The sequence below is a fragment of the Aquirhabdus parva genome (assembly GCF_003351745.1).
In the GTDB taxonomy this organism is placed as follows: Bacteria; Pseudomonadota; Gammaproteobacteria; order Pseudomonadales; family Moraxellaceae; genus Aquirhabdus; species Aquirhabdus parva.
Genome location: NZ_CP031222.1, coordinates 3657375 through 3678718 on the forward strand (window position 1 = coordinate 3657375; position 21344 = coordinate 3678718).

Annotated in this window: 14 protein-coding genes and 1 pseudogene; 6 read left to right on the forward strand and 9 right to left on the reverse strand. The window is 44.4% G+C overall.

Features of this window, described 5'->3' with window-relative positions:
• Positions 1–286: 286 nt before the first annotated feature.
• From erpA to HYN46_RS16535, 3 genes are all read right to left on the reverse strand, one after another.
• Complete coding sequence (gene erpA, locus HYN46_RS16525; RefSeq protein WP_114900407.1) at positions 287–622, reverse strand: iron-sulfur cluster insertion protein ErpA; 336 nt, start codon at positions 620–622, stop codon at positions 287–289.
• 274 nt (positions 623–896) lie between these two features.
• Entirely contained in the window at positions 897–1883 is a 987-nt protein-coding gene (locus HYN46_RS16530) for a putative solute-binding protein (RefSeq protein WP_210009660.1), read from the reverse strand.
• Between the two features lie 260 nt (positions 1884–2143).
• Complete coding sequence (locus tag HYN46_RS16535; protein WP_114900408.1) at positions 2144–3136, reverse strand: putative solute-binding protein; 993 nt, start codon at positions 3134–3136, stop codon at positions 2144–2146.
• A 341-nt stretch (positions 3137–3477) separates the two neighbouring features.
• On the opposite strand from HYN46_RS16535, the gene HYN46_RS16540 reads away from it, so the two are divergent.
• The gene (locus HYN46_RS16540) at positions 3478–5448 is read left to right on the forward strand and encodes an ATP-binding cassette domain-containing protein (RefSeq protein ID WP_114900409.1); all 1971 of its coding nucleotides are present in this window, start codon (positions 3478–3480) and stop codon (positions 5446–5448) included.
• A 76-nt stretch (positions 5449–5524) separates the two neighbouring features.
• Here the strand turns inward: HYN46_RS16540 and HYN46_RS16545 are convergent, their stop codons facing one another.
• The 6 genes from HYN46_RS16545 to dnaA all read right to left on the reverse strand — a co-directional run bounded on the left by HYN46_RS16545 (position 5525) and on the right by dnaA (position 15986).
• The gene (locus tag HYN46_RS16545) at positions 5525–8191 is read right to left on the reverse strand and encodes a TonB-dependent receptor (RefSeq protein ID WP_114900410.1); all 2667 of its coding nucleotides are present in this window, start codon (positions 8189–8191) and stop codon (positions 5525–5527) included.
• Between the two features lie 311 nt (positions 8192–8502).
• Positions 8503–9324 (reverse strand): MBL fold metallo-hydrolase, encoded by an 822-nt coding sequence (locus HYN46_RS16550; RefSeq protein WP_114900411.1) that lies wholly within the window; start codon positions 9322–9324, stop codon positions 8503–8505.
• A 132-nt stretch (positions 9325–9456) separates the two neighbouring features.
• Entirely contained in the window at positions 9457–11958 is a 2502-nt protein-coding gene (gene gyrB, locus HYN46_RS16555; RefSeq protein WP_114900412.1) for a DNA topoisomerase (ATP-hydrolyzing) subunit B, read from the reverse strand.
• Between the two features lie 181 nt (positions 11959–12139).
• Positions 12140–13213, reverse strand: coding sequence for a DNA replication/repair protein RecF (gene recF, locus HYN46_RS16560; protein ID WP_114900413.1), 1074 nt, complete (start codon positions 13211–13213; stop codon positions 12140–12142).
• Between the two features lie 72 nt (positions 13214–13285).
• Complete coding sequence (gene dnaN, locus HYN46_RS16565) at positions 13286–14455, reverse strand: DNA polymerase III subunit beta (RefSeq protein WP_114900414.1); 1170 nt, start codon at positions 14453–14455, stop codon at positions 13286–13288.
• A 148-nt stretch (positions 14456–14603) separates the two neighbouring features.
• Positions 14604–15986 carry a chromosomal replication initiator protein DnaA gene (dnaA, locus tag HYN46_RS16570; RefSeq protein WP_114900415.1) on the reverse strand — a complete coding sequence of 461 codons (1383 nt, stop codon included), beginning with the start codon at positions 15984–15986 and terminating at the stop codon, positions 14604–14606.
• Between the two features lie 742 nt (positions 15987–16728).
• Here dnaA and rpmH point away from each other — a divergent pair.
• The 5 genes and pseudogenes from rpmH to mnmE all read left to right on the forward strand — a co-directional run bounded on the left by rpmH (position 16729) and on the right by mnmE (position 21343).
• Positions 16729–16863, forward strand: coding sequence for a 50S ribosomal protein L34 (gene rpmH / locus HYN46_RS16575; protein WP_114900416.1), 135 nt, complete (start codon positions 16729–16731; stop codon positions 16861–16863).
• A 216-nt stretch (positions 16864–17079) separates the two neighbouring features.
• Positions 17080–17436 (forward strand): annotated as a pseudogene (gene rnpA / locus HYN46_RS16580) (ribonuclease P protein component); the annotation flags it as partial.
• 152 nt (positions 17437–17588) lie between these two features.
• Positions 17589–18077, forward strand: coding sequence for a membrane protein insertion efficiency factor YidD (gene yidD, locus HYN46_RS16585; RefSeq protein WP_114900417.1), 489 nt, complete (start codon positions 17589–17591; stop codon positions 18075–18077).
• 35 nt (positions 18078–18112) lie between these two features.
• Positions 18113–19828, forward strand: a complete 1716-nt coding sequence (yidC, locus tag HYN46_RS16590) for a membrane protein insertase YidC (RefSeq protein WP_114900418.1) — start codon at positions 18113–18115, stop codon at positions 19826–19828.
• Positions 19829–19966: 138 nt separating this feature from the next.
• Positions 19967–21343, forward strand: a complete 1377-nt coding sequence (gene mnmE, locus HYN46_RS16595) for a tRNA uridine-5-carboxymethylaminomethyl(34) synthesis GTPase MnmE (RefSeq protein ID WP_114900419.1) — start codon at positions 19967–19969, stop codon at positions 21341–21343.
• The last annotated feature ends 1 nt before the right edge of the window (position 21344 follow it).

Here is a 21344-nt window from a genome sequence, read left to right on the forward strand (position 1 = left end):
GCGTTCTGCATGAGAGGAAGCAGAAAATATAGGCAAGGCTTGGCGAGTTTAAATACTAAATATATTCAAGAAATGAATAAAATTTTATTAATAATGCATGCCAAACTAGGCGATATATTTAGCAAAACTTCCTGTTTTGCTTTAGTTCCTTCGAGATCAAGCTTATGTCAGTTTATTCAATGCTGTCAACTACATCTCAAAATTTATTATTCTAAATTGTCTAACAAAAACACAGATATTTGAGATGTAGCAGATAATGTTTTTAAATGATCAAACTCGCTCATTTTTATAATGAGAAAGAGGAACCACAGCCACAAGTTGTCGTTGCATTTGGGTTTTTAACGATAAAGCGCGAACCTTCTAAACCTTCCAAATAATCGACTTCAGAACCAACTAAATATTGATAACTGAGTGAATCAATGACCATGGCCACATCACCATTTTCAACGCGAGCATCATCATCGTTTGCCGCTTCTGCAAACGTGAATCCGTAAGAGAATCCCGAACAGCCGCCGCCCGTGACATAAACCCGCAGTAGCAGATCATCACTTCCCTCACCTTCACGTAACTGGCGAACTTTCGTCGCTGCACGGTCGGTCAAAATCATGGCAGGTGCATTCATCGTTATCTCCTTCATTACAGATATAAGCCGCGCTATCGCCCAGTTGGTCGAATAAACGCTTTTTACAGACGCATATCATAGCACGTACGGGGCACTGGATTAATATGCTGATGTAACCTCGTTTTTCAAGGGGGTGTTTCTGATCAACATGAAATAACGTCCATACCGCAAAGCCAATAAAAAACCCATGAACGTATCCATTCATGGGTTTTTCCCGTTCAATACAATGAGGACTTAAGGTTGCATAAAGCCCCTACTGTACAGAAACAATGACTTACTCGTCGTTCAATGCACACTCAAAGTTAGTTGGTGCTGTTTTACAACGTACTTTTTTCAGCAATTTCATCATATCTGGATTATAGGTACCATCTTTGGTCAAATCCAAACGTGATTCGCGCATGAGTTTGCTATAGCCAATTTTATCGGCATCTGGAACATCCATCCAATATTTGGCATCAATCTCTTTTTCAGCATTATCGATGTACTTGTAGGCCGTACCAATCTGTGAAAACACATATTCGCGGATTTTTTGATTGGCTTCTTCATTGGTGAATTTACTCTTACGTACGACCATGGTCGCTGTCACTTGAATCAGTGGGAAACGGATCACAGCACCTTTGACCGCGCCTGAAGAATCAGTCATCCCTTTCCACAGTTCTAAGGGCTTAAAGATCACGGATGGACCCGCGATGATATCAACCTGATGGTTATTGAACTTACCAGAAATCGTCGTCAAATCGACGCTCACAGGCTGTGCGCCCACGCGTTGTACCAATTTGGCTTGAGACTTATCGTAATCCAGTACCGCGATTTTTTTACCTGCGGCTTTGGCCAAAGTATTAATCTTACGGTCATTCACCATGATATAGGCAGCGCCTAGAGGGATCATGCCCACAACTTCATAATCCCCTTGTGACATCTTGGGTGCGAGCTGTTTGCTGGAGAGGACTTGTAGAGCGATGTTTAAGTCCTGTTTGCTTGGGACTGCACCAATCGCATCTAAACTACCGGTAAATTTATTGAATTCACGAGCACGCAGGTTGCTCATGATTGCGCCATCACATTGACCGGCTTTAAAGTCTTCGGCAATAATAGCTTCGTTGGTATAGGCTTTTAGATCAATTGGGTTGGTCAAACCAAAACGCGGCATCTGTAAAACATAGTCTTTGGCATATCCAAAGGCATCGCCACGCGCACCGAGCGGATCATAGACACACAATGTTAATTTATCACCCGCAGCATGCACAGCTTGTAAGCTCATTGCAGTAAACAGGGCAGCGATTGCTATTTTTTTCACGTTTTTATTTCTCCATAAACGATTAACAACGAGGGGTCTAGTCCGTCCCCAGCCCATCTTGAGCTGCATACAGTCCTTTACCTATTATTCCATATCATGGCGCCGTCGATATTGACGTCATTTTAATGTTATTTCGGTCACATAAGTCAATTTATTACATTTCCTGCATAAAAAAAGCCAGCAATGCAGCTGGCTTTTTAAAACATTGATTAACAACCCGTGAATTACTCGTCAGTCAACGCACATTCAAAGCTGGTTGGATCTTGTTGGCAACGTACTTTCTTCAGGATCGACATCATTTTTTTGTTGTAGATCCCTTGTTTGGTCAAATCAATACGCGCTTCGCGCATCAACTTCACGTAGCCCACTTTGTCATTGGCCGCAATATCCATCCAATATTTAGCATCAATGGATTTTTCGGTTTTGTTGATCAAAGCCATTTCTTTATCGATCTGACTTGCAACCCACGTACGGCTCTTTTGACCGTAGCCAGCTGGGAATTTGTCAGGACGGATCACGATATCGCCAGTCACTTGAACAACTGGGAAACGGATGACCGCACCTTTATTGCCTAAGCCTTTGTATAGTTCAAGTGGTTTGAACGCCAATGCAGGCAAACCAATGATATCGATCTGGCCGTTGTTGAATTTACCACCAATGGTCAGCAAGTCCACAGAAACAGGCTGTGCACCGACTTTCTGAACCACGATGGCTTGTGCTTTATCATAGTCCAATACACCAAAACGCTTACCAGCAGCTTTAGACAGGGTATTGATGCTGCGATCGTTAACCATGATGTATGCAGAACCCAGAGTCGTTACACCGGCAATTTCATAGCCTTGGCTGACCATGTCAGGTGCAAGTTTAGGGTTTGCCATCAAGCTGATGATGAGTTTTGCTGCTGCATTGCTTGGCAAGCCGCCAATCGCATCAATAGAACCAGTGAAGCTGTTGAATTGACGAGCACGGATACCGGTTAATGCAACGGCATCACATTGGCCCGCTTTGAAGTCTTCAGAAGCTACACGCTCATCGGTGTAGGCCTTCAGTGTAATATCTGCACCCCATCCTTTTGCAGCCAGTGCATAGTCCTTCATCATGGAGTAACTGTCCCCTTGCGCCCCCAGAAGGTCAAAAACACACATGGTTTGAGCTTGCGCAGAAGTTGCGAGTGCTACCGCTGATGCGGCTAATGCCATTTTCATTTTGATGTTCATATAATTTTCCCTTTAGTCTGCGGAGTGATTCCGCTATTTATGCGTCGCGCTGCCTATTCTGCCCAACTATTATTTTTTTTCAAGCGCTATTGCCATCAATTTACATTGACCTGTTTGACATTTTTGTTAATAAATACAGCGAATTTGGATTTTATAATGATAATTCAACGCCCTAACGGATCAGAACTGTACTGACTCTCAACACTTCTTTTCAGCTCACTTACCAATCTCTAACCGTTACTAAACTCAAGCCTGATTACTGGTTATTCTATCCACAAAAAACTACAATAGCGCATCCTATTCCCCTCCTTAATTTTGCCCGTTTACTTTAGGCTTTCTCAATGATTCAGCTCCAAGATTTTGCACTCCGCCGTGGCGGTCGACTATTGTTTGAAAAGGCGACCTTTCAAATTCACCCTGGCTGGAAAGTCGGTTTAACCGGTGTCAATGGCGCAGGGAAGTCGACCTTGTTTGCAGCCTTTATGGGTGACATGGCGGCCGATGTCGGCAGTCTCACTCGGCCAGCAACCTGGACCGTTGCCCATATGGCTCAGGAAGTCGAAAGTCAGGAAACCGCAGCGATAGACTTTGTTCTGTCTGGTGATGAAGAGTGGTGGACGATCAATCAACAGCTTGAGCATGAATCGGACACCATGCCTCTTGAGAAGCTCACCTCACTGCATGAGCGCTTCGGTGAAATCGATGGCTATACCGCGACCGCGCGCGCAGCTCAAATGATGGCGGGTCTTGGCTTTACCACAGTGAAACAATCTGCCCCCGTCTCCAGCTTCTCAGGCGGCTGGCGCATGCGCTTGAATCTTGCGCGTACGCTCATGAGCCGCTCGGACCTACTACTACTGGATGAGCCAACCAACCATTTGGATTTGGACGCTATCTTGTGGCTTGAAGAGTGGCTCAAGAACTACTCTGGTACCCTTGTGCTGATTTCGCATGATCGTGATTTTCTAGATGCCATTACCGACCACATCATTCATATTGAGGCGGGTTTAGTCACGCTGTACACCGGCAACTACTCTACCTTTGAACAGACTCGCGCTGAACGTTTAGCACAGCAGCAACAGTCGTTTGAAAAGCAAGAAGCAACCCGTGCTCATTTGCAAAAATACATCGATCGTTTTAGTGCGCAGGCGACTCGCGCGAAACAAGCTCAAAGCCGTGTAAAGCAGCTTGAACGCATGCAAAAGCTTGCTCCTGCCCATGTCGATACGCCGTTTACCTTTAGCTTCCGTGAACCGAGCAAGATGAGCTCCCCGCTCCTGCAATTAGATGAAGTGGATGCAGGCTACGGCACAACCATCATCGTGAATAATATACGCCTGCAACTCACGCCTGATAGCCGTATAGGTTTGCTGGGAATGAACGGCGCGGGTAAGTCCACCTTGATTAAAACTCTCGCCGGCGTGATTGAACCTTTATCTGGGGAACGTACTTCCAGTGAGCATTTGAACTTGGGCTATTTTGCCCAGCACCAGATGGATGCACTCGATGCCGATGCCAGTCCTATGCTGCAACTGGGGCGACTTGCAGGTAAGAAAATATCCGATGCTGAGTTGCGGGCCTATCTTGGTAGTTTTGGCTTTAGCGGCGAACGCATGGATACCACTTGTGGCAGTTTCTCTGGGGGTGAACGTGCACGCCTCGCACTGGCATTGATCGTCTGGCAACGGCCTAACGTACTGGTATTAGATGAGCCGACCAACCACTTGGACCTCGATATGCGTCATGCATTGACGTTGGCTTTGCAAGACTTCAAAGGGGCGGTTGTTCTGGTCTCTCACGAACGTCAGTTGATTGCCAGTGTCTGTGATGACTTACTGCTGGTTCATGGCGGGACGTGTCGAACTTTTGATGGCGATCTTGCTGACTATGCCCAGTGGCTCAAGCAAACCCGTCAGCAAGAGATGGCGGCTAAACCCACCAAAGCTGCTGCGGATAAAGCGGCTGCAAAGAAAGTTGTGGATGTTGCCCCTAAAGTCGTTGAGGCGCCGTCTAAAATAGAAAATGCCAAACCCATCGATAAAGAGCAAGCGCGTAAAGAAGCTGCCGCAAAGCGCGAACAAACCCGCCCTTTGCGTAGCAAAATAGAAAAGACTGAAAAACAGATTCAAGAGTTGCACAATAAACTCAAACAACTGGAAGTGACGATGGCTGATACGGGTCTCTATGAAGCGTCTCGCAAAGCCGAACTTCTGAAACTGATGGAGCAACAACAGCAACATACAGCCTCGATTGCAAGCTTGGACGAAAGCCTGCTTGAGATGATGATGGAGCTGGATGAATTAGAGGCTTAGTCATTCTTTCAAATAAAAACGACACGCTAGCGTGTCGTTTTTTTATGCATGTTCCACGTGGAACATGAAAAGACGTTTAGAACTTATAGCGCATGTTGGCATAGTAATAACGCCCTACATGGTCATTCAGCGGTGTAATAAAATCATCCAGATAGGTCGTACTGCCATATACAGGTGATTTATCAAATAAGTTATTCACGCCAAAATTCAATGTCAAATGATCAGTCGCTTTAAAGTTATAGTTCATATCCCAAACTGTATAGGAAGGGATACGTGCATCGGTAATCTCTGGGTCTTGGTTATATGTAGGATCGGTAATATTCTTGGTCCCAGCTGAAGTCCGCGCAGTAAAGGCTAGCTCACTGGCCGAATACTCATAGCCTATGCGGAAAGTGTTCTTCCATTTTGGATGATAGATGCTATCTAATCGACTCACAGGTTGTTCACCTGGTGTAGTACTTTGTTTGAAGGTTAAGGTATAACTGTTCACCTCACGGAGGTTCAACTTACCGTATTGCCCCAGAGATAAAACATATTTGAGATCAAGATCTAGACCTTGCGTATCAGTCTTTCCGACATTGACGTATGGTGTAGTAATACTTTTAATTCGGCCTTTATTTAAACCAGGGTATCTTGCTTCAAGTCCAGGGTTACGTGGATCACGACCAATTAAAGCTGCAAACTCTGGGCTACTATCTTCATGATCCAAAATAAACTGTGGATCTTCTGCTTGAATAGTGTTGCGCTGATTAATCATATACCAATCTAAAGATGCCGATAAATCTTTAATCGGCTGAACAACAAATCCAAACGAATAATTGTTGGCTTTTTCTGCTTTAAGATCTGGATTACCTTGGGTGTACTGACGAATGCTATAAGCACAATTAGGCCCGATATAACCCAATGGACCGCAGCGCGCAAAATCTGCAACAACATTGTAGCCTGCAGCTGTTGATGCGATCTCAGGCAATGTCGGTGCTTTAAACGATGTTGTTGCGGATGCGCGGACTAGAACCTCTTTCATTGGGCGCCATGCAAAGGCAAGCTTAGGATTAAAGGCATTACCAAAATCGCTATAATAATCGTCACGCAACGCAAACTGAGCTTCGAGTTGCTTTAATACCGGAATATTCAATTCGCCATAGATTGAATACAGTGAACGACCCGCTTTACTTGCTGTCGCCCCAGAACCAGCAATATTACCAGCCTCTTCTTTAGCATCAGGAGAATCATTGATCGTCTCATGGCTAGCTTGAAGCCCCCAGGCAAAACCTACGGGTGCAGAATTCAATGTAAACAGCTCTGGTGTAGACATTTTCCAATCAATTGAAGATAGGCGAGATACAGCAATGCGCTGTGTTGTCGTCAGCATCGGATCGACGACGCTCGTAGGATTTGCATATACAAACGGATCATACCCTCCATTCCCCAATAAACCGTCCTGGAGGCTTTGCGCAGATACATCCTTAAGTACCGCATTACTAGTTTCACTGGAGAGCTTATTTTGATTAAAACTAAATCCTAGCTCACTATCCCATTTCCCAATAGTGCCACGCCAGCCTGTCACTAAACGTAAGGTGTTGCTTGTCGTCACATCTGTCAAATGCGATGCTTCATAAATATTGCGGGAAACACGTAAAATATCTCCTGGCGTAAAACCAGCTAAAGTGCCATCTTCACTTGGGCCTGGTAAACCAGCCAAACCGGGATTCGTTGAACCTTCGGTACTCCCTAAAAAAGTACTATCAAATGTAGGAAAGCCACGTTGGGTAATCGTTTTATTGTGATTGAATCCCAGCTCCGTAAATAATTCATCCGTAGCATTTATTTGAATTGTATAGATACCAGATAATCCAATCCGCTGATTACTCGGTGATAACTGCACCTTTTGATTGGTTAAACATGCAGGATTACCCGTTGAATCAATATCAACAATACCACGACAACCTGGGATAGGAAATCCTTCGCCTGTATCATAGTCTTTTAAACTGCCTAAATAATCACTCGTACTACGAGCATCTGAGCCTCCAAAACGCCTAAAATCTCGATCTGCCGTAGCTTTGTGCTTTTGGCTTAAAAGCGGACTACTATTAAACGCATCTAAGGTTACCAGCAAATTTTTACCATCTTTATCTAAATCACCCCAACCTGCTGTCACACTAGCATCGGCTGTACGACCATCACCTTTTTCATTGGCACCCAAATTTGTGGTTGCTTCAATTCCTTGATAATTTCTTCTCGTTTTAAAATTGATGACCCCAGCAACCGCATCTGAGCCGTAGATAGCTGAAGCGCCATCGCGTAATATTTCTATAGAGTCAATTGCTGCTAGCGGGAGATTATTTAGATCGACAAAAGAATTTTCTGCACCATCGGCAAAGCCATAATTTGCAAGCCGACGTCCATTTAAAAGAATTAAGGTGTATTTAGGATCAAGACCTCTGAGACCTACTGAAGCAGCACCGGGGGCAAACGATGCTTTATCATTACCATCAAGTTGTACTGAAACGGATGGAATTTTCCCCAATAACTCGACTACTGTACTTGCTCCAGTCTTCTCTATATCGGACCGTTTAATAATCTCTACTGCGGTAGGTCCTTCTTTATTAATCCTTGAAATATTCGAACCTGTCACGACCACACGTTCAATTTTATCACCATCAGCTGTCTCATCTGCTGCATAAGCAACAATTGGCATCGTAATGACTGTTGCTATAGAAGCGGCTAAGAATGTTTTTTTCATACTTTATTCCTTACTCATGCATATCGGTATATGCTGTTTTGAAGAGACGGGATAGGTCGCTTCTTTAGTGGTTTAGATCAGTCACTTCATGGATGATGGACTTAGGGTTGCCATCAAATGAATTGACCATTTGGTCTACATGAATGAGCAAAATGTATGCCAAAACTTATACAAAAATTTACATGTTAAACACGTGCCTTCATTAATAACCCACATTCTGTTTGAGGCCCCTCCACGATCACAACACTCTATAAATTAACCAAAAAAAACGACCCTACAAAGGGTCGCTTGTTTATCACGTGAAACATTGATTAATACTGCTGAAATTCAACCGGATCATGTGCACAGAACAATTGAATCTCATGTCCGTGAGATCGCTGTAGTCTCTGTAATTGCTTTAAATTTTCAACTCTGGCACGACGATCTGTTTGCAATAACTCTTCAAAGAATCGCAACCCCAATGGCATCTCTGAAGGCTTTGTAAGTTCTTTATGAGAAAAATAGGCATCTCCACAATGTAGGAGCCATCCATCCTCCCCTTTCACAGCGATACCACAATGCCCCCGGGTATGCCCAATCAATGGTACCAAAAAGATCTGATCTTCTAGGCCTTGAATAGACTGTACATGATTCAATCCAAACCACGATTGGCCTACACCTGAATCATATTTTACCCACCGTGGACTATGTGCCCATTGTGATGGTAGATAGCGTGCTTTACTGCGAAGATCCGGATGCATAGCTGCATCAAACTCAGGCTGAAAGACATGGACTTTTGCGAGTGGGAAATCTGGCAAACCGCCAGCATGATCAAGATCGAGATGAGTGACAATGATATGCCGAACATCTTCCACTTTAAAACCCAGCGCTGTCACTTGAAAAGCGGCAGTTTCACTCAATGCCAATTGTGGGCGAGATACCGCAAGAAAGGGCCGACCAAGGCGCTGCGGCGTTTGGACATCCAGTTGCCCAAAACCCGTATCGACCAGTACCAAACCATCACGCGGTGTCTCGATCAACAGCACATGACAGATCAGTTTGGCAGGACTTAGCCAACCACCTTCGCCGTTGACAAGTTTTGCGCAGACTGGACACATGGTGCCACAATTCAAATGATGGATCTTTAGGCTCATGAGCAGACCGTTCTATGAAGATGAAAGAGCCCAATCATAGCCTGAAAGCCAAATTCTGACATGACTTGATCGATCAAAAAAAAACGACATCTAAAAGATGTCGTTTTTTACAGTAGTTAATCTCGTGGCTATTTAAGCATCTAGATTAGTCACGGAGAGTGCATTCTCTTCAATGAAGACACGGCGGGGTTCTACATCATCACCCATCAGACAAGAGAACATGTGATCTGCCTCAATTGCATCCGTGATAGAGACGCGTAACATGCGACGATTTTCTGGATCCATGGTGGTTTCCCACAATTGCTCAGGATTCATCTCACCCAATCCTTTATAGCGCTGCACAGTCACACCACGGCGAGAATCATTCATCAGGTGATCCCAGAGTTCACTGAACGAGCTAATCTGGAACTGTTTATCACCGCGTTTTAAGATCGCACCTTCTTCCAAAATTCCACGCCACAAATTGCTAAGGCTCATCAAACGTGCATATTCGCCTGATTGGAAGAATGTGAGATCCAGCAAATAATGCTGTGGAAGCTGATGGACATAGATCGTGATACGCGGCCAATGGCGCTGGCTATCCCCTTCACCAAAAGTCTCTACACTGAGTTCTGGTTTCAACGAGGGTTGCTTCACCGCAATCGCTTCAATCAAACCTTGTGCCCAAGTCTCTACAAACTGACGATCCTTAGCATGTTCCACGTGGAACGTATCTAAATTGATTAGGCATTGCAGCAATGAGACTGGATAGCGTTGAGAGAGGCGAAGCAGAATTTTCTGAGTTGACTGATAATCACGAATCAACGTTTCAAGCTGCGCACCGGCAACGGCAGGCGCATCTGCATTGACATGCAGCGCGACATCATCCAAAGCGCTGGAGAGCAGATATTCTTCAAGCGCATCATTGTCTTTCAAATACTGCTCTTGCTTACCACGTTTAATTTTATATAACGGCGGCTGAGCAATATAGATATAGCCTCGTTCAAACAGCTCAGGCATTTGTCTAAAGAAGAAGGTCAACAGCAGCGTACGGATGTGTGAACCGTCCACGTCCGCATCGGTCATGATGATGATTTTATGGTAACGCAGCTTCTCAGGGTTATATTCTTCTTGCCCAATTCCGCAGCCAAGTGCAGTAATGAGTGTCCCCACTTCTTGGCTTGAAATCATGCGGTCGAAGCGTGCACGTTCAACGTTGAGGATCTTACCTTTAAGTGGCAGGATCGCTTGCATCTTGCGGTTACGGCCTTGCTTTGCACTACCGCCCGCAGAGTCCCCTTCCACGATATACAATTCAGATAATGCTGGATCTTTCTCTTGGCAATCGGCCAATTTACCAGGCAAGCCTGCGATATCAAGAGCACTCTTACGGCGCGTCATTTCACGCGCTTTGCGTGCTGCATCACGCGCGCGTGCTGCATCGATAATCTTACCGACAATTGCTTTCGCTGCTTGTGGTCGCTCCAGCAGATAGGTTGAGAATTCACGATTCATCGCCGATTCAACCGCAGGACGAACTTCACTTGAAACCAGTTTTTCTTTGGTTTGGCTAGAGAACTTTGGATCTGGCACTTTGACTGAAACAATCGCAGTGAGACCTTCACGGGCATCATCACCGGTAATATCTACTTTTTCTTTCTTGAGAATACTCTCGCCTTCCATATAACTATTCATCGCACGCGTTAGCGCAGCGCGGAATCCAGCAAGATGGGTACCACCGTCTTTTTGTGGAATGTTATTGGTAAAGCAATATACAGTGTCTTGCTTATAGCTATCGGTCCACTGCAATGCGACTTCAACACCAATGCCATGATCGCTTTCCACGGTGAAGTGAAAAATATCAATCAACGGATGCTTGCCGATATTGATGAACTGCACAAACTCAGCAAGACCGCCTTCGGAATTAAAGACTTGTTCTACTGCAGTACGTTCATCACGCAGAATGATTTTTACACCAGAGTTCAGGAACGACAATTCACGCAGACGACGGAGCAGAATATCGTAATTGAAGATAGTCTGTGTAAAGGTCGCAGGGCTTGGCCAGAAGCGAATTTTTGAACCTTGTTCAGTGGTGGTACCAACTTGCTTGAGACGATAGTCTGGAACACTGTCGGTATACTCTTGCAGGTATTTGATTCCTGCTTTACAGATTGTCAATTCAAGTTTACTAGATAATGCGTTGACAACCGAAACACCAACACCGTGTAGACCACCAGAGACTTTATAGCTGTTGTCATCAAACTTACCACCAGCATGGAGGATGGTCATGATTACTTCAGCAGCTGAGACCCCTTCTTCAGCATGGATATCGACTGGGATTCCACGGCCATTATCAGAAACACTGGCAGATTCATCGGCATGAATGGTTACGACGATTTCATCACAATAACCAGCCAAGGCTTCATCAATCGCATTGTCGACGACTTCAAAAACCATGTGATGGAGGCCAGTGCCATCATCGGTATCACCAATATACATACCAGGACGTTTACGTACAGCATCCAAGCCGCGCAAAACTTTAATATTAGACGAGTCATAGGTCGGTGCAACAACTTGCTCAGCGACTTCAGCTACACTCGGATCATCACCTTGATTGTTATTTGCTACATCATTTTGTTCTGAATCGTGGCTCATAAACATTATCCTAATCAATCAAAACAGGAAGCCGATCATCTCATCGGCTTTTACATCGCTATTAATCAAATCTCATTGGGTCAATCATAAGCATGATAGTCATCAAATGCCGTTACTAGCTCACTCCCTTCAAAGATCATAAATTCTCAATATATTGAATTAACATAAATTTTTATTATGCTTATTCAATAGAAGAAACCAACTGACCATCAATCAGATGGAACAGCGACTTATGAAAAACAACGTTTTGAAGCGCAACTAAAACGGCTGACAAATCCACTGTCGTCATAAAAATTTGACTATTTAAAGCGACAAGTAACGTGATTAAACGCACTTGTGCAGACATATCAAGCTCAGCAGTGATATCGTCTAATAATACCACAGAAGCACACCCCTTGGCATGTAGCATCTTGATCTGGGATAGCTTCAGAGCGAGGATAAGGAGCTTTTTTTGCCCTCGAGATAGGGTCTGCTCTGCTGCGCCAAAATGTGTCCGGAATCGCAAATCTGCGCGATGTATGCCTATCAGGCTGTGTCCACGCTCTTTATCCCGTTCCCGAGACTCGATCAGTGACTCTAGTAGTCCTTTTTCAGGATCAAAGGCGGGAATATATTCAAAATGGATACCTTGATCAGGTAACAACTCTTCAACAATTTCACCAAATATTGTTGACCATGTATTGGCGATTTCTAAGCGAATACGATGGATCTGCTCTCCTGTAACCGCCATTTCCTGTTCCCACACCAGCAACTCTGCGGGACGTGCAGAACTTTTGAGCAGGGCATTACGCTGCTTTAAGGCTCGCTGATAGCGAAGCCACAAATTATGAAAATTATGTTCCACGTGGAACATTAACCAATCCAAAAGTTGTCGCCGTGGTTTACTGCCACTTTCCAACAAATCCATGCTTTCGGGGTTAATCAGTTGTACAGGCAAAATTCGAGCAATATCGCTCTGACCGATGGACTCGCCATTCAAACGCAGTGTCGCTAAATTATCGGATGATTTATTCAAGCCTATACGGTGGTCAACAGATTCTGCATAGACCAAAGCGTCGCGACTTTGATAACGGATATAATGTTTGGGATTGGCAGTACGAAAAGAACGCCCAGTGGCGAGAAGATGGATTGCTTCAATCACTGAAGATTTCCCGCTCCCATTTGCGCCATGAATAATATTCAACGGCGCAAGTGAGGCTAGTTCCATACGGGTTATATTTCTTAAACTTTCGATCCTTACACGATTCAGATGCATAAGGCTTAGACTCTGCAATTACAATAAGCCAAAACGGCTGTGATCAAACGAAACGATTTAAAGCAAAATGCCTTAAACACGCATCGGCATCACAACATAAACAGCGCCGCCTGCAGCAGGATCTTGGACCAGAGCCGATGCATTGGCATCACTTAAGGTCATTTGTAGCGTATCACCATCAATAACATTAAGAATATCAAGTAGGTATTGCGCATTGAATGACATTTCAAGCGGTGTGCCTTGGTAGTTGATGACCAGATCTTCAACCGCTTCATCTTGCTCTGCGTTATTAGCGCGCATTTGCATGTTGTGATCATTAAGCTGTAAGAACACTCCACGCAATTTTTCATTACTGAGAATTGCTACACGTTGCAAAGTATGTTTGAACTCGTCCAAAGCCACTTGCATCACTTTATCGCCATTTTTTGGAATAACACGGCGATAGTCAGGGAATTTGCCGTCGATTAATTTAGTAGTAAAACGAATTTCGATATCTTCGCTGGTTGGACTGTCGCTGACTTTACCCGGTTGGGTTAAGGTCACACTGAGAAATTCACGACCAATCAGGATAGACAATTGACTTTCATCTGCGCCCAGCAGGCGTTGCAACTCAAGCACACCTTTGCGTGGCACGATCGCTTGTACGGCGGTACTGCCCTCAAGGACTGCTGTTGATTCAAGCATCGCTAAACGATGACCATCGGTCGTAACTGTACGCAGCTGACCTTCTGATGCTTCAAACAGCATGCCAGTCAGATAAAAGCGCACGTCTTGTACAGCCATGGCAAAAGCAGTTTTATCCAGTAAACGCTTGAGTGCGCGTTGATCAATCTGTAAACGGGTACCAGAGGTCAAGGAGTCACTGACTCCACCACTTAACAATGGAAAGTCTTCTGCAGGCAATGTACCCAGCATAAAACGGCTGCTACCGGATTTCAGTTGACAACGACGATCATCCGCAGAGGTCAAATCAATCAATGCAGCATTAGGCAGTGACTTACAGATATCCATGAGTTTACGGGCAGATAAGGTGGTGGCACCGGCTTCAATACAAGCGCCAGGTGGCAACTCAAGAAGCGCTACCAACTCAACCTCCAGATCAGAAGCGGTCAACGTCAAATGGGTTGGCGTCACTTCAAGCTTGAGATTGGATAAAATAGGTAAAGTATGACGGCGTTCAACAGCGCTAGAAACTTGGGATAAAGCGCGTAAAAACAAATCCTTAGTGATTTTAAGTTTCATAATTTAGTCATGCTCTAAGATCTATAATAAAGTGGTCAGTGCTATAACGAGTTATAACATTTTTGTAGGCCAGCAGGTACGTATCTGACAACAAAAGTCATCAAAATATCATCTGTCTGTGTGCAGAAATCGTAAAAGAACTAAAACTTTAGCCCTGTAACATCCGCAATAAATTTTTGTAGTCAGCAGCGAAAGCTGGATCTGTCTTACAGAGCTCTACGACTTTATCGCAGGCATGCATGACCGTCGTGTGGTCTCGGCCACCAAAAGCAGAACCAATTTCAGGGAAGCTATCGCCAGTGAGTTCTCGTGATAATCCCATCGCGATTTGACGCGGACGCACATAAACTCGTGTACGTTTAGAACCGATTAACTCACGCATCGGTATTCGGAAATATTCAACAACCACTTTTTGAATATTCTCGACACTAATCTGACGCGCACGAATAGAAATCTGATCTTTTAAGGCTTCTTTAATAATCTCAATACTAATATCAACGCCTTTAAATCTCGCGGTTGCAATGACCTTATTTAATGCGCCCTCAAGTTCCCGCACGTTTGCCTGCACCTGCTGCGCAATAAATAATGCACAATTACGTGGTAATTCATAATCACTGGATTTTGCTTTACGCAGTAGAATATCAACGCGGTTTTCTAATTCAGGTGGTTCTACCGCAATGGATAATCCCCAAGAGAATCGAGATACTAAACGTGCATCCATTTCAGTGATTTCTTTAGGATAACGATCCGAGGTTAAGATAATCTGCTTGGATTCCGTTAATAACTCATTAAAGGTATTAAAAAACTCTTCTAAACTCGCCGCTTTACCTGCAAGAAACTGAATATCATCAACCAAGAGTAAATCTAAAGTACGACAATCTTTTTTAAACTTATCAATGCGTTGTTGCTGTAAAGCAGTCACAAAACCCGAGACAAACTGCTCTGAAGTCATATACATGACACGCGCATTAGGCGATTTATCCAAAACAGCATGACCAACTGCTTGCATTAAATGGGTTTTACCCAAACCTGTTGCACCATATAGGAACAGAGGATTATGTTTAGAATCACCCAATTGATTAACAACGGTTTTACAGGTCTCAAAAGCCATTTTATTGGTCGGACCTTCAACAAACTCTTGAAAAACATATCCTTTGTTTAACGTGCGACGAACTTGTTCGGGCTGAATATTAAATGAGGATTGATTATTAATATCTGCAATATTTAAATTAGCGACGCTATGTGCAGAAATATCCTGATCTTTAATATCATCATCCAAAGATATTTTCTTATGTGTCGTTGGGCTAAATTTAACTTGAACGTCTGTAATAACGCCTTTGCTATATTCAAAAGCCAGTGCGCGAATACGCTCGATGTAGTTATCGGTAATATGCTTTGAAAAATAAGCATTGGGTGCATAAAGCGATAAGACATGACCATGCTCTTCTGCAATTAATGGACGAATCCATAATGTAAACAAATTGTCTGCCATCTCGTGGCGCAGTGCCTCAAGACAATCCGTCCAAGCCATGTATTTCCCCAAAACTAATCAATAAGAATGCGTAATGCCTTAAAGAAACATCAATCCAGAGACTAATATTTCCAATCATGTGTAAATTTCAGCGATATCAACAAAAAAGCTCAATTTGAGCATCACTCATCACAGTTACGATGGATGAGCCCATCTAAGATTAAAGATTCACTGAACTGGAATCTGTATTTTCAATACCGAACCAAAGTTTGCTGCAAATCGGCAGCGTTCGATCAAAAAAACATTCTAGCCAATCACAAACCACCTGTCATTGCTTTTCCAACACCATTTTTCTCTTTAAAAAAAATTATCGTGAGAAAATTTTAATTTTCTGCAAATAATCACGATAATTATTGTGGATAAGTTCTGTGGAAAACTTTGTGGAAAAAGCTGTGGGTAGTTTTAACTTCTGAGTTATCCACAAACAATGCACCTTTCATACACAGGTTAATCAACATGGTATTTTTTTGATTTATCGTGATTTTTTTCGGTTACGCACAGAAAAAGGCGGGTCTAATAATAATACCTCCAAATCCTAAAAACAAAAAATCAACTGCTAAATTCGAAAGAAAGTTGTGGATAACTTTTTGCGTTGTTTGTGATTAAATCTAAAAAGATCTAACTGATCAACACTTTATGCTGTGAATAAAGGTTTTGTACATTGATATGAAAAGGATTGACAGTATAAGGATTGATCTATAGAATTCCTTTCCTGTTTTTTACTTTATTTGGGTTTTTTGCCATGAAACGTACTTTCCAACCCAGCTCACTGAAGCGTAAGCGTGTTCACGGTTTCCGTGCTCGTATGGCCACAAAAAATGGTCGTTTAGTACTTGCTCGCCGTCGCGCAAAAGGTCGTGCACGTTTAACCGTGTGATGATGACTGTGTTTGATGTTTGATAAACGTTGTGATTGATTCAAATATTGATTTGGATCATCGTAAGTCGTAAGTTAAGTAATCAAAGATTGGTAATTAGCAATAATAAGTTATTCTTGGTTCATGTGATCTAAAGCATGAACGTTTGAATATATGTAGCCTTGTTAGTGTCCATTATAAAACATGCAAGGTCAAAACCATATGGGAATTGATCGCATGTTGACATTTGGTTTTTCTGCAAAACTTCGTTTATTGCAAGCAGCTGATTTCAAAACTGTTTTTGATAGTGCACTGTATAAAGTGCACCAGCCTGCTTTCATGCTCCTCGCTGTTGATCATCAAGAACATCCCCGTCTCGGTTTAGTCATTGCGAAACGAAAAATTCGTCGTGCGCATGAGCGTAACCGTGTCAAACGTTTAGCACGAGAAAGTTTTCGACTGCATCAAGCTGAATTGCCTGCCCTTGATATTGTCCTGATGGCAAAATCTGACGCACAAACCTTGCCGAATGATGTAATTCAGCAACAATTAAGTCTTGCTTGGCGTCAATTGACCAAACGTTATCAAAAACATCAGATGACTCTAAAGACTGGCGACACTGGTCGAACCGATCATGAGCCTAAGCAGTCAAAATCCACAGCACCTATTGAAAAAAATGAAGCGACTACGCTTGATTTAGGCAAAGCTGACCTCAGCAATACCGTAACGATTGCTCGGAATTCCGAATGAAGACTGTTTTTCGGTGGCTTATTCAACTGTATCGCTTGCTTTTAAGCCCATTACTCGGGCCGCGTTGTCGTTTTTTCCCATCCTGTTCAGAGTATGCCTTAGAGGCGCTAGAACAGCATCCGCTGCCTCATGCTTCATGGCTGATCGCAAAGCGTTTGGGACGCTGCCAACCTTGGGGAGGCTCTGGATATGATCCCGTTCCACCCGCAAAGTCAGCATCTGATGATAACGATCGCTCTCATTCTATGCAGAAGCTGCATGTGCTCTTGCATCATTCAAAGCACTGTCTATGTCAGCAAAACAGTGAAACTTTAAGGCATAATCTGGATGCGTTGACGCAAATAGAGCCAAAGAATGATGCGTCGCCGCAGCTGAATGATGAAAATCGTCACAGAATTCACAAATTTACACCGTATACTAGCCAGCCGCGTGGAACCTTCGCCTCAGTTTTACTGATGAAGCGTTTTGCTGACTCGGCTTTTTAAATTCAACGTTTTAAATCAATGTTTTGGGGAATGTCATGCAGAAGTGGGCAAAATACCTAATCCTACTCGGGATGTTTATCACGGCGTACATGCTGATTTTGGCATGGCAGAAGGATTATGGGCATATTGCGGCAGATCAGAATGTAGCGACGCCTGTTGCGCAGACCGCGCAACCTGCTTCGGCAGATATTCCTAATGCAAACGCAAGTAGTGTTGCTGCGACACCAGTTAATAATGCTGACGTGCCGCCAGTCGCTACACCGAAAAAAGAAGCGGCTGCTCCTGTCATTGCACCTGCTCCTCAGGGTCTCATCACTCTGCAAACCGATATGTATCGCATCACAGTCGATCCTAAAGGCGGTGATGTCGTCCGTTCTGAGTTGCTTAATCACCTGAATGCCGTGGATAGTCAGAAGGCTTTTGTCTTGCTTGAAGACGGTCCAGGTCGTGTGTATACCGCGCAATCAGGTTTGATAGGTGTTGATGGTCCTGATGCGGCGGCAACAGGTCGTCCGCTATACACCTCTGCACAAACCAGCTATGTATTGGCAACTGGTCAGACCTCACTTGATGTCCCGCTGACTTTTGAAGCGCCGAATGGTGTACAGATCATCAAGAGTTTCCATCTGACTGCGGGTCAATACCCAATCAAGGTCAGCTATCAGATCATCAACCGTGGTAAGAAGCCTTGGCAGGGACAGATGTTCGGCCAAGTGAAACGGGATAACTCTGCCGATCCAAGTAAAGCCAATCAAGGCATGATGGGTATGTCTACCTATATGGGTGGCGCATGGGGAACTCCGGATTCGCACTACAACAAACTCAAGTTCACCAAATATCAGGAAGATCCGCTCAATCAAACCGTCAAAGGTGGTTGGGTTGCGGTACTTCAGCATTACTTTGTGACCGCTTGGATTCCTGATGCGAATACAACGGCTGTGTTAAGTACGCGCGTCAGTGGCAACAACAATTTCATTGGCTTTACCGATCCAGTGGTTACGGTTGCGCCAGGCATGCAGCAGACAATTTCAGCGACGCTGTATACCGGTCCTAAAGTGCAAGATAACTTGAAACCGCTGGCGGTTGGACTTGATCAAACCGTTGATTACGGTTGGTTATGGCCGATTGCGCAAGTACTGTTTTTGGGTCTGAAATACATCCATGGCTTCATCGGTAACTGGGGTTGGTCGATCATTCTCCTCACCTTGTTGGTGAAGATCGTACTCTTCCCGCTTTCAGCGAAAAGCTATCGTTCAATGGCAAAAATGAAAGTTATTGCCCCTGAGATGCAACGTTTGAAAGAAGTGCATGGCGAAGATCGCATGAAGTTCTCGCAGGAAATGATGGCGTTGTACAAAAAAGAAGGCGTAAATCCGCTGTCTGGATGTTTGCCGATTCTGTTGCAAATGCCAATTTTCATGTCGCTGTACTTTGTGTTTATGGAAAGCGTGGAACTGCGTAATGCGCCGTGGATTGGCTGGATTACCGACTTGTCTTCTATGGATCACTGGTTTGTATTGCCGCTGATCATGGGTGTGACAATGTTTGTTCAACAAGCCTTGAACCCACAACCCGCTGATCCGATGCAAGCAAAAATGCTGCGCTTGATGCCGATTGTATTTACCGTCTTCATGCTGTGGTTCCCATCGGGTCTGGTTCTGTACTGGATCGTGAACAACTTGTTGACCATCGTGCAGCAAAAGTATGTCAATCATCAGATTGAAAAATCATACCACCCGAAAGTTGGTTAATTGCTTTAAGCATTCACGCTGTCTTGCAGCGTGAATGCTCATGCTAGAATGGACCGCTCTTATTGCGTTAGCTTGTGCTAACCCATTGAGCGGTTTTTTATTGCCTTAGTTTCTTAAAATTTTAAGTAGGACCTGATGATGTCGAATCCGTTTCAAACCCCAACCATAGCAGCAATTGCGACACCTTTAGGTCGGGGTGGGATTGGGGTGATTCGCTTATCGGGTGCCAAAGCGGTTCAGATTACTGAGGCGCTTACCGGTAAGCCAATTGCTAAAGCGCGGCAAGCGGCGTTTTCTAGGTTTTTGGACGAAGACCAAAGTACGATTGATGAAGGCTTGGTGCTCTATTTCCCAGCCCCCAATTCCTTTACTGGTGAAGAAGTGGTCGAGCTACAAGGTCACGGGGGAATAGTGGTGCAAAATGCCCTCCTTGCCCGTTTACTCGCACTAGGGGCTACTGCTGCGGGTCCAGGAGAGTTCTCTGCTCGCGCCTTCGCCAATGGCAAAATGGACTTGGTGCAAGCCGAAGCGATTGCTGATTTGATTGATGCAGTGAGTACCCAAGCAGCTCGTTCTGCGGTGCGCTCACTACAAGGGGATTTTTCAGCGCGGATCCAGAGGGTACTCGAAGAATTGATTCATCTGCGCCTCCATGTTGAAGCGGCAATCGATTTTCCCGAAGAGGAGATTGATTTTCTTGCCGATGGGCGCATTTTGGCGTTGCTTGATCAAGTAATTGCTGCGATTAAGCAGGTCTTCTCATCAGCGCGTCAGGGGCAGCTACTCCGCGAAGGCTTACAAGTGGTGATCGCAGGTAAGCCGAACGCGGGTAAATCAAGCCTCTTAAATGCTTTAGCGGGTGTAGACCGCGCGATTGTCACTCATATCGCAGGGACGACACGGGATGTCTTACATGAAAAAATTACGTTAAATGGTCTACCGATTACCCTGACCGATACTGCGGGATTGCGTGAGACGGACGATGTCGTCGAGATTGAAGGGATACGCCGCGCCTATACCCAGATTGAACAAGCGGATCTGTTGCTCTTGGTCTATGACTTAAGTGTGGATGAAGATCCTTTGGCACTTGCGAAACAGTTCTTTCAGGATGGTCTGGATCAACATCTGGATGCAAAACGGCTGATCTTTATCGGCAATAAAGCCGATCTAGCCCAGCAAACCGTCGGTATTTCTCAGCAATCGGGTTTTAGACAGGTCACATTATCCGCTAAGCAGAAGATTGGTATCGATGATCTGGTGCAATTGATCAGTGATCAAGCGGGTTACCATCCTGAAGAAAATACTTTTATTGCGCGGACGCGACATTTGGATGCGTTAACGCGGTGTTTGTTGAGTCTGGATGATGCAAGGATTCAGTTGGTGGACTATCGGGCGGGTGAGCTGATGGCGGAGTCGCTGCGACTGGCACAGAATGCCTTAAGTGAGATTACGGGTGAATTTACGGCGGATGATTTGCTTGGGAAGATCTTTGGGAGTTTTTGTATAGGGAAGTAGA

Excerpts from the sequence above, each read along its gene's own strand:
- dnaN (WP_114900414.1), bottom strand. The coding sequence starts at position 14,455 with ATGAAACTTAAAATCACTAAGGATTTGTTTTTACGCGCTTTATCCCAA.
- erpA (WP_114900407.1), bottom strand. The coding sequence starts at position 622 with ATGAATGCACCTGCCATGATTTTGACCGACCGTGCAGCGACGAAAGTT.
- dnaA (WP_114900415.1), bottom strand. The coding sequence starts at position 15,986 with ATGGCTTGGACGGATTGTCTTGAGGCACTGCGCCACGAGATGGCAGAC.
- HYN46_RS16545 (WP_114900410.1), bottom strand. The coding sequence starts at position 8,191 with ATGAAAAAAACATTCTTAGCCGCTTCTATAGCAACAGTCATTACGATG.
- HYN46_RS16540 (WP_114900409.1), top strand. The coding sequence starts at position 3,478 with ATGATTCAGCTCCAAGATTTTGCACTCCGCCGTGGCGGTCGACTATTG.
- recF (WP_114900413.1), bottom strand. The coding sequence starts at position 13,213 with ATGCATCTGAATCGTGTAAGGATCGAAAGTTTAAGAAATATAACCCGT.
- gyrB (WP_114900412.1), bottom strand. The coding sequence starts at position 11,958 with ATGAGCCACGATTCAGAACAAAATGATGTAGCAAATAACAATCAAGGT.
- mnmE (WP_114900419.1), top strand. The coding sequence starts at position 19,967 with ATGTCGAATCCGTTTCAAACCCCAACCATAGCAGCAATTGCGACACCT.
- rpmH (WP_114900416.1), top strand. The coding sequence starts at position 16,729 with ATGAAACGTACTTTCCAACCCAGCTCACTGAAGCGTAAGCGTGTTCAC.
- yidD (WP_114900417.1), top strand. The coding sequence starts at position 17,589 with ATGAAGACTGTTTTTCGGTGGCTTATTCAACTGTATCGCTTGCTTTTA.
- HYN46_RS16535 (WP_114900408.1), bottom strand. The coding sequence starts at position 3,136 with ATGAACATCAAAATGAAAATGGCATTAGCCGCATCAGCGGTAGCACTC.
- HYN46_RS16530 (WP_210009660.1), bottom strand. The coding sequence starts at position 1,883 with ATGAGCTTACAAGCTGTGCATGCTGCGGGTGATAAATTAACATTGTGT.
- HYN46_RS16550 (WP_114900411.1), bottom strand. The coding sequence starts at position 9,324 with ATGAGCCTAAAGATCCATCATTTGAATTGTGGCACCATGTGTCCAGTC.
- yidC (WP_114900418.1), top strand. The coding sequence starts at position 18,113 with ATGCAGAAGTGGGCAAAATACCTAATCCTACTCGGGATGTTTATCACG.